The sequence below is a fragment of the Lysinibacillus louembei genome (assembly GCF_033880585.1).
Lineage (GTDB): Bacteria > Bacillota > Bacilli > Bacillales_A > Planococcaceae > Metasolibacillus > Metasolibacillus louembei.
Genome location: NZ_CP137624.1, coordinates 3,190,516 through 3,204,083 on the forward strand (window position 1 = coordinate 3,190,516; position 13,568 = coordinate 3,204,083).

Annotated in this window: 14 protein-coding genes; 6 read left to right on the forward strand and 8 right to left on the reverse strand. The window is 40.5% G+C overall.

Going from position 1 to position 13,568, the window contains the following annotated elements:
- The first annotated feature begins 1 nt into the window (after position 1).
- A complete protein-coding gene (locus R6U77_RS15875; RefSeq protein WP_319836349.1) occupies positions 2-1,327 on the forward strand; it encodes an IS3 family transposase in 1,326 nt (441 codons plus the stop codon).
- Positions 1,328-1,394: 67 nt separating this feature from the next.
- Here R6U77_RS15875 and R6U77_RS15880 read toward each other — a convergent pair whose 3' ends face one another.
- From R6U77_RS15880 to R6U77_RS15895, 4 genes are read right to left on the reverse strand one after another with little or no spacing between them, the layout of a single operon-like run.
- Positions 1,395-2,195 (reverse strand): VOC family protein, encoded by an 801-nt coding sequence (locus tag R6U77_RS15880; protein ID WP_319836401.1) that lies wholly within the window; start codon positions 2,193-2,195, stop codon positions 1,395-1,397.
- Between the two features lie 13 nt (positions 2,196-2,208).
- A complete protein-coding gene (locus R6U77_RS15885; RefSeq protein ID WP_319836402.1) occupies positions 2,209-2,685 on the reverse strand; it encodes a YbaK/EbsC family protein in 477 nt (158 codons plus the stop codon).
- Positions 2,675-3,355: a phosphopantothenoylcysteine decarboxylase domain-containing protein gene (locus R6U77_RS15890; RefSeq protein WP_319836403.1), complete on the reverse strand. Its 681-nt coding sequence runs from the start codon at positions 3,353-3,355 to the stop codon at positions 2,675-2,677. Before R6U77_RS15890 ends, R6U77_RS15885 begins: the two co-directional genes overlap by 11 nt.
- A 12-nt stretch (positions 3,356-3,367) precedes the next feature.
- Positions 3,368-4,258 (reverse strand): LysR family transcriptional regulator, encoded by an 891-nt coding sequence (locus tag R6U77_RS15895; protein WP_293919986.1) that lies wholly within the window; start codon positions 4,256-4,258, stop codon positions 3,368-3,370.
- Between the two features lie 234 nt (positions 4,259-4,492).
- Between R6U77_RS15895 and R6U77_RS15900 the strand changes: the two genes are divergently transcribed.
- Positions 4,493-5,392, forward strand: a complete 900-nt coding sequence (locus tag R6U77_RS15900) for a DMT family transporter (protein ID WP_293919989.1) — start codon at positions 4,493-4,495, stop codon at positions 5,390-5,392.
- A 200-nt stretch (positions 5,393-5,592) separates the two neighbouring features.
- Positions 5,593-6,561 (forward strand): SEC-C metal-binding domain-containing protein, encoded by a 969-nt coding sequence (locus R6U77_RS15905; protein WP_319836404.1) that lies wholly within the window; start codon positions 5,593-5,595, stop codon positions 6,559-6,561.
- A gap of 31 nt (positions 6,562-6,592) precedes the next feature.
- On the opposite strand, the gene R6U77_RS15910 is transcribed toward R6U77_RS15905, so the two are convergent.
- On the reverse strand, positions 6,593-6,784 hold the full coding sequence (locus tag R6U77_RS15910) for a zinc-finger domain-containing protein (protein ID WP_293919995.1): 192 nt from the start codon (positions 6,782-6,784) through the stop codon (positions 6,593-6,595).
- Positions 6,785-6,894: 110 nt separating this feature from the next.
- On the opposite strand from R6U77_RS15910, the gene R6U77_RS15915 reads away from it, so the two are divergent.
- Positions 6,895-7,290, forward strand: coding sequence for a ribonuclease HI family protein (locus tag R6U77_RS15915; RefSeq protein WP_293919997.1), 396 nt, complete (start codon positions 6,895-6,897; stop codon positions 7,288-7,290).
- A 100-nt stretch (positions 7,291-7,390) separates the two neighbouring features.
- Entirely contained in the window at positions 7,391-8,572 is a 1,182-nt protein-coding gene (locus R6U77_RS15920) for a chromate transporter (RefSeq protein ID WP_319836405.1), read from the forward strand.
- Positions 8,573-8,611: 39 nt separating this feature from the next.
- On the opposite strand, the gene coaW is transcribed toward R6U77_RS15920, so the two are convergent.
- Positions 8,612-9,439, reverse strand: coding sequence for a type II pantothenate kinase (gene coaW / locus R6U77_RS15925; RefSeq protein ID WP_319836406.1), 828 nt, complete (start codon positions 9,437-9,439; stop codon positions 8,612-8,614).
- A gap of 16 nt (positions 9,440-9,455) precedes the next feature.
- Positions 9,456-10,517, reverse strand: coding sequence for a 3'-5' exonuclease (locus R6U77_RS15930; protein WP_319836407.1), 1,062 nt, complete (start codon positions 10,515-10,517; stop codon positions 9,456-9,458).
- 164 nt (positions 10,518-10,681) lie between these two features.
- On the opposite strand from R6U77_RS15930, the gene R6U77_RS15935 reads away from it, so the two are divergent.
- Complete coding sequence (locus R6U77_RS15935) at positions 10,682-11,500, forward strand: squalene/phytoene synthase family protein (RefSeq protein WP_319836408.1); 819 nt, start codon at positions 10,682-10,684, stop codon at positions 11,498-11,500.
- Between the two features lie 630 nt (positions 11,501-12,130).
- On the opposite strand, the gene R6U77_RS15940 is transcribed toward R6U77_RS15935, so the two are convergent.
- Positions 12,131-13,549, reverse strand: coding sequence for a sensor domain-containing diguanylate cyclase (locus R6U77_RS15940; RefSeq protein ID WP_319836409.1), 1,419 nt, complete (start codon positions 13,547-13,549; stop codon positions 12,131-12,133).
- Positions 13,550-13,568: the final 19 nt, after the last annotated feature.

The following is a 13,568-nucleotide window of genomic DNA, read 5'->3' on the forward strand; positions in this document are numbered from 1 at the left end:
GATGAGTAAACAATTATTTTCACCAAAACAGATGGAACAACTACAACAGAATCCACATGTAGTCAAAGTAACCGAACGAACAATTACGTACGCAGATACATTTAAAAGCCAATTTATCGATGAGTATTTGGCTGGTAAAACACCAAGACAGATCTTTAGCGAATATGGCTTTGATATCGAAGTGCTCGGGATGAAGCGTGTTGAACAAGCTTCTTCACGTTGGCGAAAAGCGTATGATCAAAATGGATTAATTGGTCTGACAGATACGCGAAAAACGAGCTCAGGCAGACCGTTACAGCGTGAATTAACCATGACAGAAATGGTAGAAAGACAAGCGGCTCGTATTGAATTATTAGAAGGACAAATCGAGCTACTAAAAAAGCTCGAAGTGACCGAAAGGAGGCTGCTCAGCGACAGTCAAAAACAAAGCGCACGTAAAGTATTTCAACTCATTGCAGATACGCTTAAGCAGTTTCCATTTAAACGCATGGTGACGTATTTTTGTACGCTTTTAAACGTCTCTCGTTCAGGCTATTATCGCTTTTTAGAGACAGAAGAAGCACGAGCTGTAAAGGAAAAACGAGATGAAGAAGCACGCGACCAGATCTTAAAAGCCTTTAAGCGTCGTGGTTATAAGAAAGGTTCACGCTCGATTAAAATGACGCTTGAACAAGATTTTGATCTCGTCATGAACCGAAAGAAAATCCAGCGTATTATGCGTAAATATGGCGTCGTTTGCCCACATCGTAAACCGAATCCCTATAAACAAATGGCGAAAGCAACGAAAGAACATCGCGTGGTGCCGAATTTATTAAACCGTGAATTCAAACAAGGTGTGGCAGGTAAAGTATTACTAACAGACATCAGCTATATTCCATACAACGGAACGATGGCTTATTTATCGACCATAAAAGACGGCTCAACGAATGAAATTTTAGCGTATCATGTATCAGACCGTATTACGCTAGGTATCGCCACAACAACGGTGAAAAAACTCTTCCGTAATAAACGTGTAAAGCTCCAGCCAGATGCTTTCATCCACTCCGATCAAGGTGTTCATTATACAAGCCCTAAATTCCAAAAGCTTTTAAAGCACTACAAACTTGGTCAATCGATGTCACGTCGAGGTAACTGTTGGGATAATGCCCCACAAGAATCCTTCTTCGGACACTTAAAAGACGAGGTTGATTTCAGCATGGCCAAAACGTTAGACGAGGTACGTGCTAAAATCGATCACTACATGGTCTACTACAATAATTATCGCTATCAATGGAACCTAAAAAAGATGGCTCCTGTACAATACAGAAACCATCTCTTGGCAGCCTAAACCCTTTTTTACATTTGTCCTTGACTAAGGGACCATATTACTGCCTATGTCTAGGTAGCCCTCTTTTTTATTTCAAAATATATGTCGCATTTTCACAAACAATCGTTTCTGGCTGTGAGGCACCTTCAAATACAACTGCATGGATGCCTAACCCCTCCGCTAAAATTGCATCCCAAATCTCGCCTTCTCCTTGCGCACAGTAGCAAATAATTTTTGCGTTTGGTAAATATAATGTATATTTCATCGCATTAAGCTTGTCATCAAAATGCTCCTCTGCCTGTAGCTTACCTAGCTTTTGCAGCTGCTTCATATAATCAAGGCGATTGACGAAATAAATCACTTCAGTAAGCTTTAAATCACCTTTTGGGTGTGGTGCAATAATATTCAGTGCCTTGTATTCAGCATGTCGCGCCTCTTCCTCAGCCTCCCATTGAATAAAAAATGGAAAATCTAAGCGCTGCTCTGGTTGTCCAATATGTAGGAGCTGCCAGCGCACAACACTGCCGTCTGGTCGTGTGCGTGAAAAATGCTCTGGTCCGTGCACCTCTAAGCCAGCGTGACGAAACATTTGTGCATCTTGCTCAATCGTTGTTGTGCGAATCGCGATGCGCGCAAAGCCATTTTCTCGCCCTTTTTTCGCATACGTTTCATGTAATGTATAAGGCTGACTTGCTGCAATCGTAAACTGTGCCTCATCGTTAATGCCAATCCATTCAATATATGTTAAATCAAAATAGCTTAACGTATTATACGTGCCCCACATTTCATGCTGACCGCCTTGCACTACATGGAAGCCATGTGTCTTCATCTCTTCCATCGTTTTTTCAGGCTTTCTGACAAAATGAACGATATGATCTAGTTCGTACATCTTTATTCCCCCTTTACTTTTGCCAAGCTTTGCACACACTTACCCACTCTTTTGCAGCAGCAAACTGCATTAGCTGTTCGCATGTTAATTCGATTGCTGAATTCGCCGTACCACACGCTGGAAACACCGTTTGAAAGCGCTGTAGCGAAACATCTAAAAAAACAGGCATAGCTGTCGCTAAGCCAAATGGGCAAACACCACCAACTGGATGTCCTGTATGCGCAAGTACATCCTCAGGGCTAAGCATTTTTGCTTTTACCTGAAAGGTCGACTTAAACGCTGCATTATCAATTTTTGCATCCCCAGCGGCTACAACTAAAAATGCGGAGCCATCTGCTGCAGCAAAAGCTAATGTTTTTGCAATGCGTCCTGGCACAACTTGCAAAGCATTTGCTGCCTGCTCCACCGTTGCCGTTGACTCTGCAAATGTTAAAATATGTGCAGCATAGTGCAGCTTTTGAAAATATGCCTGTACGCGCTCACTCGCCATCTGTTTGCCCCCCTAATAATTGCATAAGTTTTTTACTTGCTTCCTTTTTACCATTTGCCTCTGTTACTTGTCCATTTTGATGAACGATTAAATGCAGTGCATTATTGCCATACAATGACTCAGAGCTATTTGCTACAGTATATTGCGCCTGCGATGTTTGCATGCGCAGCCTTGCTCGATCAATTAAATATTGCGGATCTGCTGTTGCTTCTAGCTTGAAGCCAACTAATGTTACATTCGGTGCCCATGCTTTAATTTGCGGCAATATTTTTGGTGCTTTTTTAAAGCGAATTGTTGGTGGCTCATCGGATGACATTTTGCCACCAGCCGCAAGTGGGTTCCCTGCCTGGTCAAACACTTTGTCCACAAGCCAGTCAGAGCCTGCCACCGCCATAATGACGATATCAATATGCTCCTCCTGTAAAAGCTGCTGCAGCTTTTGCGCCAAATCTTCAATGCCCTCAAAGCCAATTTTTCGCATTTCTGCAATGCGCTCAGGCAATTGTGCGAAATAGCCATGCATATAAATGACCTCTGCACCTAAGTTTAGTGCATCCTCCGCTAAATAGCAGCCCATGATGCCTTTTGATAAATTCGTATGCGCACGTACGTCATCCCATTTCTCCAGCGTACCCCCGCTTGTAATGACAATTTTTTTCCCTTGTAGCATATTGTTCTCCCCTTATTTCCTAGCTGTTAAATCTTCCTCATTTTCCTCTAGCCATTGCTGTAACACTTCTACAAATTTTTGCGCTGCTGGTGACAACGTTTGCTTCGTTGCTAAGCCAATCGTTCGAAAGCTCTTCTGCTTCAATGGAATGACGCGCACATTTTCTGGTAGCTGTGACAACACAAGCTTCGGTAAAATTGACACGCCAACATGATGCCCAACCATTGACATAATGCCCCAATCATCAAACAGCTCAAAGCGAATATTCGGCTTAATATCATGCTTTTCAAATGTCGCTACCACATCGTTCATACCTCGATACGAGGGCATAATAAATGGCTCCTGCGCAATTTCAAATAAATCAATCTCCTCTTTATTATAAAGGTGACTTTTAGAAGATACGATACAAAATAAATAATCTTTTTTTAATGGCATGAAATTAAATTGCTTAGAGCTCGTTCTATTTAAAAAACCACAGTCGATTTCTCCATTAATCAACCATTGCTCGATTTCATAATAATCGCCCTCACGTAGCTCAATTTTAATGCCCGGATACTGGCCGTCAAGCGAATGAATAATATTTGGCATCCATTGTGTGGAAATACTTGAGATTAGCCCAATTCGCACTGTTCCCTTCGTCACACCAACAATTTTTGCTGCCTCCTGCTGTAGCAGCTCCTCCGCCTGTAGCACTTGACGCATTGCCAAGAGCATCGTCTGTCCTTCCGTTGTCAGCCTCACACCATTGCGATTACGGTGAATTAAAGCAAAGCCAAATTCCTTTTCCAGGCTTGATACTGCATGGCTCACAGCAGATTGCGTTAAACCAAGTAGCTGCGCCGCCTCTGTAAAGCTTTGCACCTCCGCCACCTTACTTAAAATCTCATATTTTACTAAGCTCATAGCAGCCTCCTTCAAATTTTCAAATCATGTGGTAGCAGAAATCAATTACAATTTCAATCTTCTATATTGCTGTAAAAGCAAAATAATAGGCAATACCCTCTCTAAAATCGGGAACAATCATCTTTATTTTATACATGAAAACTTTTCATATTACCTATTATAAACATTCGTTTTACTAATCGTAAAGCACCGTTTATATTGTTTTTTAGAGCACTATTGGATGGGGTGAATGTTTTGAGCATACAAAGTAAAGCAAATATATTAATGGTGATTGTGACAATGTTTTGGGGATTATCCTATACGTTCATGGTCATGGGGTTGGATGCGCTTGAAACATACAATATTGTTGCGCTCAGATGCCTTATTGCATTTGCAGTAGCTGGGCTTATTTTTTATCAAAAAATGTTGAAAATAAACAAACAAACGTGTTTTTATGCAAGTATTCAAGGCTTTCTGTTATTCGTTGTTTTTTCATTATCATTATTCGGTTTGCAAACGACTTCAGCATCAAATGCAGGATTTATTTTAAGCTTAACAGTTGTACTTGTACCCATTTTTGTGAGCATTTTAGATAAAAAGCTGCCTTCACGCGCTGTCATGTTCGCTATCGTGATGACAATGATTGGTATTTCTGTTTTAACGTTGAAAGGGTCTATGTCATTTCAAATCGGCGATATTTTAATGGCAATTGCAGCTATTTGTTACACAATTTATTTAATTTTAAATAGCAAATTCACAAAAAATGTAGATTCGATTGCCTACGGTGTTTACCAATTAGGCTTTGCTGGACTTTTCGGTGCAGTGTTCTGTTTATTTTTCGAGGTCCCACAAATTCCAACAACAACATCTGGTTGGATTGCGATTTTAGGTCTTGGCATTATTTGTAGCGCATTTTGCTTTATCGGGCAATCGGTTGCACAAAAATATACATCGCCTACACATACAGGCTTAATCTTCTCATTAGAGCCGATTTTCGCTGCGATGTTTGCCCTACTTTTCTTAGGAGAAGTGGTAACAATACAATTAATTATCGGTGGCACTTTTATTTTAGCGGGAAATTTAGTTGCCCAATTAGAGCAATTTTACCAGCTACGCTTTGTTCGCGAGCAAGCAATAGAGGAAAATACCTATTAAAGATTGTTGTCAGAAATTTTTTCTGGCAACTTTTTTGTTCTACTTTTTACCATCTAGGAATATACTAACAATAGGCGCGCCTTATTCTGACAGTTCGAAATATATAATCAGTTTTCAAGTAATGCAACACGCGGTATGATAGAATATGTGATTTTTCTATTCGTGTATATGAAACAATATATAAAGGACGTGTTATTAAAATGATCGGACGTAATGATCCATGCCTTTGTGGTAGCGGCAAAAAATATAAAAAATGCTGTGAGGGAAAAGCACAAATCACTTCAGCTTCACTATTTAATGAAGAAATTGAAACGATTTTACAGAGCTTTTATGAAGCCTATCCTCAACGTAAAGATATTGGACAATATATCGAGCTTGTACAAGCGTGGAGCCCTAAGCTACAAGCACATTTACAAAAAGAGCTAATTGAAGCGGTTGCTTTAGACGAATTTTTCTTCCATGTAAGACCTGATATTTGGACAGGCTATTTGAAGAAAGTAAGCAAAAAAACGGTCCGTCCTGCAACGGCGCGCTTATTAGAAAAATGGACATCGCCTGCCATGTTTATCGGTGCGATTTCTCATATAGATGAACAGTATATCCATGCGACACACGCAATTACAAAGGAAAACGTAAAAATTCGTCGCGAAAATAATAAGCCAATTCCTGAAGAGATGCAAATCTTTACATTTTTATTACCAGATGGCTCAGAGCAGGAAGACCATTTCCTAGCTGTTTCAACATTGATTTTCTTCTCTAGTGAATACGCTAAAGTTTTCCAAAAATTCGCAGTAGATTACCCATCTGTTGAAAAAGCGACAGAAAATCATTTGGCCTTTTGGCAACTGCTTGTAGAGAATGGTTATGCAGGAGAGGAATTTACATCATTTGAAGCAGATGTGCTGACACAAGTAAAGCAGTTTTTACAGCAGCATGCACTGAATGAGGAGCAATTAATTCCTATTGTAGAGGATTATTTAATTGAGCAGCAACCAGCAGCGCGTAAAGCTGCTGCAATTGCCGCAGGTGCTATCCGTTTCGGTCAGGAGCGCTCGTTATTTGAAGCCTCCTTTACGGTAAAGGAAATTGCGGAGCATTTTGGCATTTCCGCAGCATCGCTGAACAAATATTATCAAGATATGCTTGCTTACCAGCTAGCGACTGCATAAAAAATAAGGAGATAGCCTCGGCTGTCTCCTTTTATTTATCGCTGACCTTCATTAATTCTCGCCCTAAAAATTGTAGCTGCTCTCCAACCGTACAGGATTGGATGCAAAATTTATGTGCACCTGGCTTGCCACGCTTTTGTCGCAAATCTCGTATCACAGGGCAGTCGACACAGTACGTATCCGTAATAAAGTCAATTTCCTGCATAACAGACACTTTATTCAAATCTGCTCCCCCTTTGATTTTCACATTTCTTTATTATACTGTGCTACAAATTATTTTGTCCATTGCAAGCTGTTTTACGCTTATAATAGAGAAAGAAAAGGAGGGTTTCGATGTTAGAAATTTATATTGATGGCGCAAGTGCTGGCAATCCAGGACCTAGCGGGATTGGTCTATTTATTAAAGGCGAAGGTCATCACCTTCAAATAAGTGAGTATATCGGCGAGACGAATAATCATATTGCGGAATTTACCGCACTTGTGCGCGGCCTAGAGGAAGCCAAAAAGCTTGGCGCTACATTGATATCCTTGCGCTCTGACTCTAAAATCGTCGTTGCCTCAATTGAAAAAGCATACGTTAAAAATGAAGAATTCAAGCCTTTTTTAGCACAGGCTTTAACCTTAATCGAGCAATTTGAGCTGTTTTTCATTAAATGGATTCCAGAAAAAGAAAATCGCGCAGCAGACGCTCTTGCACGTGAGGCGATTCAAAAAAAGGAAAAACGCTAACAATCAAATGTAAAGGTTTTGTAAAAAATATTGAATTCGCTAGAACCTCGCTATTGCATTGTGCTAACTTTATAAGTAACTACGCTTTAGGAGATACAACATGGCAAATCAAACAAACAAGCAGTCATTATTTGAAATTTTTATTGTTTCCACCAAATTAGGCTTTACTTCCTTTGGCGGCCCTACAGCACATTTAGGCTATTTTCATGAGGAATATATTCGCAGAAGAAAATGGATGGATGAAAAAGGCTATGCGGATTTAGTAGCATTAGCGCAATTTCTTCCAGGCCCTGCCAGCAGTCAAGTTGGCATAGGCATTGGTGTTGCACGAGGCGGTGTTTTAGGTGGCATCGTTTCATTTCTAGGCTTCACATTTCCGTCTGTTCTAGCACTCATACTTTTTGCGCTTGTTTTACAAGGACTGCCTATTGCTGAGGCTGGCTGGCTACAAGGTTTGAAGCTAGTAGCTGTCGCCATCGTAGCACATGCGATTTTAGGCATGGCACAAAATTTAACGCCTGATATCAAACGCAAAGCAATCGCCTTATTGGCACTGATCATCACTTTATTATGGCAGACAGCATACACACAAATTACTGTCATTGCATTAGCTGGTGTAATTGGTTACTTTATTTATCGCAAACAGGCGATGCAGACGCATCCTGTACATACACCCTTTGTCATTTCAAAAAAGCTTGGTATTTTTTGCTTAACGTTATTTTTTAGCTTATTTGCACTGCTGCCGTTTCTAAGGGAGGTCACTTCCTTGCAGTGGATTGCACTATTTGACCGTTTTTATCGTGCGGGCTCGCTCGTTTTTGGTGGTGGACATGTCGTCCTGCCATTGCTTGAGAAGGAGTTTGTTGCAACACATTTGCTTAGTAGTGAAGCCTTTCTTGCAGGATACGGCGCAGCACAGGCCGTTCCCGGTCCATTATTTACGTTTGCGGCATATTTAGGCGCAGTAATGGATGGCTGGCAAGGCGGTCTCCTCGCAACAGTGGCGATTTTTTTGCCTGCGTTTCTATTAATTTTAGGGGCACTGCCTTTTTGGGCATCTCTCCGTCAGTATGCTTCTATTCAAGGTGCATTGATGGGTGTCAATGCAGCGGTAGTTGGTATTTTGATTGCTGCCTTTTATCAGCCGATTTGGACGAGCACCGTTACGCAAGCGATTGATTTTGCCTTTGCAGCGCTGCTATTTAGCATGCTAGCTTATTTTAAGCTACCGCCTTGGAGCATCGTCATAGCTGGTATGCTTGGTGGCATGCTATTGTTGTGAACAAATCAAAAAAGATGTTTGGCGCACCAAACATCTTTTTTATTTTCGACCTACATTTAACAACGCTCCAACTGCCCCCGCAAAGCCACGATCTTGTAAAAAAATCGGCTTATGCTTTTTCAAAATCGTATAGTTGGCAATGACCTTTTGCAAATCGGCATTATCTGCGAGTGTTGAACCAATATAAACGATATGTGACGTTTCTTTTTGCTCTGCAAATTGAATGCTAAGCGTTGTGATAACTTCACCAACAAGCCCTTGCACCGTTGCTAGCACATCCTCCTGTGGATGCTCTGTATGCGCCGTAATCCCAACCTTACCAAAATTGCTCGCTGTCAAGTCTCCTGCAATTGGTGTATCCATGCCTTGATAAATATCGCGCACAAGCAAATCGATATTTTCACGTACACCCTTTGAGGCAAGCTGCTTAATTTTATTGAAATCGCTACAGCCAGTTAACAGTGCTGCAAGCCCTACTAATGTGCCCCCTCCGACACCTGTGCCACCTACACGTATATGCTGCCTATTGTTCATATAATGAATTGATGTGCCTGTACCGATATTTGTAATAATGGCATCATCAATTTGATAGCCCTCACGCATCAGTAAATAGCGCACACCTTTTAATGTTGCTTCAAATTCGACGATATATTCAATCGACTTCATTGTTTCTAGCTGTTCGCGTAGCTGCTCTGTACGTCCACCGGTTAGTCCAATTTCTTCAACTGCTGGGTGCTGCTTAAGCCACTCTTTAACAAGCTGTAAATCATTTGATGGGAAACTTTCTACTATTAGTTGGTCATGCTCATTGACATAAGCAATTTTCGTTAATGTTCCCCCTGCATCGATGCCTATCGACTTCAACATAATAATCCCCTTTAAACTATATGCCAACTACTTCCTTTGGGAATAAATTGCGCTTTTTATACTCCTCAATAATGACATATTCATATTTTTTTAGTAATTGACAAATATTTTCTTCGTACACCTTTACTGTCGGCACTTCGATTAATTTTTCAATGGCTAGCTCCTCTTCCTTCAACAAGCTTTGCCATTTCATATTTTCTGTTTTTGGCATCACACATTGATGTAGGCGCATCCATTTGGAAATTGACTTTAAGCCTGCGTACGTTAAAATAACCTTCCCTACGGACTGTACACTAATTTCCTGCAATGCCCTTTGTAGCTTTTGCGAAGGCTTCATTTTAATATATTGCTTCGTATACACTTCGCCATTTTCATTTACTTGCTCTTTTTCCTGAACAGAGAAAGGCAGACTTTCGCGATGTGTTGCCTGTTGCACGATGTCAATGCGGTCCTTTTGTACTTTACAATGCACATAGGAAACCATCATATCAAACTCGGCATCAAGCTGACGGGAATAGGTGAACAGCATTAGCATATCGGTTGTTTGCTGTCCTTCCATTAACACTTCGCCGTTCGTTGCTGCAAAAATTTGCTGCAAGCTTTCCGCATCAGCTAATGCACGATGCTGTGTGCTCGCCTCTAAGTCTAGCTCCGTCATTAATTTTTGCAAGCTCGGCTGTTCACGTAAGCCATGAGCAATCATATATTTTTGCTGATAATCTACCATTGGAAATAAAAAATCACTGCTTAAACGATGACGCTCCATTTCCTCCTCTAACACTTTGCGATCAAACTCCCCGAACGTAAACAATATATATTGTCCCTCACACCAATCTTGAAATTTGGCAATTGCTTCTTTAAAGGAGGGGGCTGTTAATAGCTCCTCTGTTGTGATACCTGTTAGCTTTTGGATATGCTTATTTAATTTTTTAAATTTATAAGGTTGAACAAGCTGCGTAAAGGTTTCCTGCGCACCATTTGGCAGCCATTTGACCGCACCAATTTCAATGATGCATTGTCGCCCTCGAATTAGTGCAGCCTCAATATCGATAAATATGTACGTTTTTTCACGTGTCATTTAGCCACCTACCATTGTTGTATTGCTTCTACCATTTTAACGTAGATTAGTAAGGAGGAAAACCCCACAGCCGAAAATAAAATAATGATTTTAGCAGTTTGCATTTTATCTTTTCACTATTTTGCGTTACGATAGAGTGTGTATATATTTGAGGAGGCGTCGGTATGACAAATAAAGTGCTTCAAAAAGAGGCAATGCGCGTTTTAAAAGAAACGAGCCGCACTTTTTATATTCCGATAACATTTTTACAAAAAGAATTGAAGATGGCAGTAGCTACAGCCTATTTAGCGATGCGTGCTATCGACGAAATTGAAGACCACGAAGAGATTGATAATGACACAAAGCATGCGCTATTAATGGCAACAAGCGAGCTGTTGCAAAAGCCATTTGATGCAAATGCATATACAGCACTTCTTGCACCACAGCAAGATAAATTACCTGAAGTAACATTGCGTTTAGCCGATTGGTTAGAGGCATGTCCTGCAAGAGCACTGCCACTTGTAACAGCAGCAACGAGCGAAATGGCAACAGGTATGGCGAAATGGGCGAAGGCAAATTGGCAGGTGTCGACACGTGAAGATTTGGATGATTATACATATTATGTCGCAGGTCTTGTCGGTGTTATGCTGTCTGATTTATGGTATGAGTTTGAGGGCATCCAAACAGACCGAGACTTAGCTATTGGTTACGGTCGCGGCTTACAGGCCGTCAATATTTTGCGCAACGAGCAGGAAGATTTAAATGAGCGCGGTGTCAGCTTCGTACCAGATGGCTGGGGGCGCCCTGAGCTATTTGCCTATGCCGAGGAAAACTTAGCGAAGGCTGATGAATATATGAAAAGCATTAACAAGCGCACAGTCTTGTTATTCTGTCGTTTACCATTGGCATTAGCACATAAAACATTAAAGGCATTACGCGATGGTCGTGAAAAAGTGTCGCGTGCAGAAGTAGAGCAAACAGTCGAGGAAATTCAAGCAGATTAAACCGCACAATAAAGGCTTACTGGAAAAGGGCATGTCCATTTCCAGTAAGCCTTTTGTGCTAAGAATCGGTAGATTTATAAAATAGCAAGCATGTTGATTATTCTTTATTTCACATAAAATACTGCAAAACACTTGATAAAATATATCAGGGTTTGTTTTAAATATTCAGAGTTTGCTTTTTTATTTGCGATTTCTCTAAGATATTTGCGAACTCTCAGTTTTATTTGCGACTTTCCCAAGATATTTGCGAACTCCCAGTTTTATTTGCGACTTTCCTGAGATATTTGCGAACTCTCAGTTTTATTTGCGATTTCTCCGAGATATTTGCGAACTCCCAGTTTTATTTGCGACTTTCCTGAGATATTTGCGAACTCTCAGTTTTATTTGCGACTTTCCCAAGATATTTGCGAACTCTCAGTTTTATTTGCGACTTTCCTGAGATATTTGCGAACTCTCAGTTTTATTTGCGACTTTCCTGAGATATTTGCGAACTCTCAGTTTTATTTGCGACTTTCCCAAGATATTTGCGAACTCTCAGTTTTATTTGCGACTTTCCCAAGATATTTGCGAACTCTCAGTTTTATTTGCGACTTTCCCTTTTTATCTGTGAATCCCTTTAATCTATTTTATTTAATCCATCATCACAACTCGATTGCGTCCTTGTTTCTTTGCCTTGTACAGTGCGTGATCCGCTGCGTCAATGAAATCAGTTATTTTTGTATAGTTATTTAAACATGTTGCAAAAATAACACCTGCGCTCGTCGTCACGATTTTACTTTCTACTACTTCATGTTCTATGCCTTCTCGCTCCACCGCTTGGCGTATCGTCTCTGCTACTTCTAAGCATTGTGCTTGCGTTGTGTCTGTTAAAACAACAGCAAATTCCTCGCCTCCATAGCGTGCTAAAAAACCGTTTGCTGGGACTTGCTGTAAAGCCTTTTGTGCCACCGTATGTAGTATTGCATCTCCCTTAACATGCCCATAGTAATCGTTATATGCCTTGAAGCGGTCAATATCCATCAAAATAAGCCCAATATTTATGCCGTGTGAAAGCAGTTTTTCACATTGCTCATTAAAATATTGGCGATTATAGACCTTTGTCAGCCCATCCATCCAAACTTGCTGCTGTAAATGCTCATTCACCTCAAGTAGCTCCTGCGTGCTTTTTTGTACTTTATCATCCAATGTGCGATTCAGCAGCTGCAATTCATTGTTCAAATATTTTGCTCGTTGAAGCTCTGTTGCATAAGAATAGCTTGTTGCAATCACTTGACAAAAGACAAACGCTGTTGCACCATACATGGCAAGCTGACCTGTTGGCAAAAGATTTTGTGCAACTAAATAATCATTAATAACCGTCGCAACCATTAAAAAGCAGCCAATCATGAGCCAGGTGGCCGTATAATCCTTGCGAAAAGCTCGTTTCCATAATAAAAATAGCATATAAACAAATACCGGAATGACTAATAAAAAGATCCATTTAAAATAAAATTGAAACGTTGCCACTTCCGTTGTTAACGTAATAACCGTTAGCACGCAAACCGCCGACAAAATCGTGTAAAACATCCATTTTAATATGCGATCCTGATAAAGCAAATAAACTGTTAACACACAAAGCACGCTGAGCCAGTTCGTAATCAAATATTCAATCCTTGTTGTCATAAGCCATGACATATTGGGGAAGATCGTTGTAATAAAAATATTGCCCGCAAATAAGCCGCGCAATGCCATTAAAAAGCAAAAAACCCCAAACCCTAAAAATAAATACTGCTTTCTTGCGAGTAGCGCAAAAACAGTTGCTGATATCCCAATAATGACAAGAATTCCGATTTGAGAAAATAGCTGATACTGCTGATAATGATAATAATTTGTGACATTTTCTACGCTACCTATGACAAAATCATTATTGACGCCACCTTGTTGATGGTGGAAATTTGAAATTTGCAGGACGATATCAATTTTTGACTCTTTAGGTGTAAAATAGCCAATTTTTGCACGCATCTCTGGCTTGCTTTCTTCCTTTGTTGGTCCCACTTCTCCGACCTGCAACACAAGCTCTCCATCTATA

Coding starts and splice junctions, on each gene's coding strand:
- R6U77_RS15875 (WP_319836349.1), top strand. CDS start 2: ATGAGTAAACAATTATTTTCACCAAAACAGATGGAACAACTACAACAG.
- R6U77_RS15880 (WP_319836401.1), bottom strand. CDS start 2,195: ATGTACGAACTAGATCATATCGTTCATTTTGTCAGAAAGCCTGAAAAA.
- R6U77_RS15885 (WP_319836402.1), bottom strand. CDS start 2,685: ATGGCGAGTGAGCGCGTACAGGCATATTTTCAAAAGCTGCACTATGCT.
- R6U77_RS15890 (WP_319836403.1), bottom strand. CDS start 3,355: ATGCTACAAGGGAAAAAAATTGTCATTACAAGCGGGGGTACGCTGGAG.
- R6U77_RS15895 (WP_293919986.1), bottom strand. CDS start 4,258: ATGAGCTTAGTAAAATATGAGATTTTAAGTAAGGTGGCGGAGGTGCAA.
- R6U77_RS15905 (WP_319836404.1), top strand. CDS start 5,593: ATGATCGGACGTAATGATCCATGCCTTTGTGGTAGCGGCAAAAAATAT.
- R6U77_RS15915 (WP_293919997.1), top strand. CDS start 6,895: ATGTTAGAAATTTATATTGATGGCGCAAGTGCTGGCAATCCAGGACCT.
- R6U77_RS15920 (WP_319836405.1), top strand. CDS start 7,391: ATGGCAAATCAAACAAACAAGCAGTCATTATTTGAAATTTTTATTGTT.
- coaW (WP_319836406.1), bottom strand. CDS start 9,439: ATGTTGAAGTCGATAGGCATCGATGCAGGGGGAACATTAACGAAAATT.
- R6U77_RS15930 (WP_319836407.1), bottom strand. CDS start 10,517: ATGACACGTGAAAAAACGTACATATTTATCGATATTGAGGCTGCACTA.
- R6U77_RS15935 (WP_319836408.1), top strand. CDS start 10,682: ATGACAAATAAAGTGCTTCAAAAAGAGGCAATGCGCGTTTTAAAAGAA.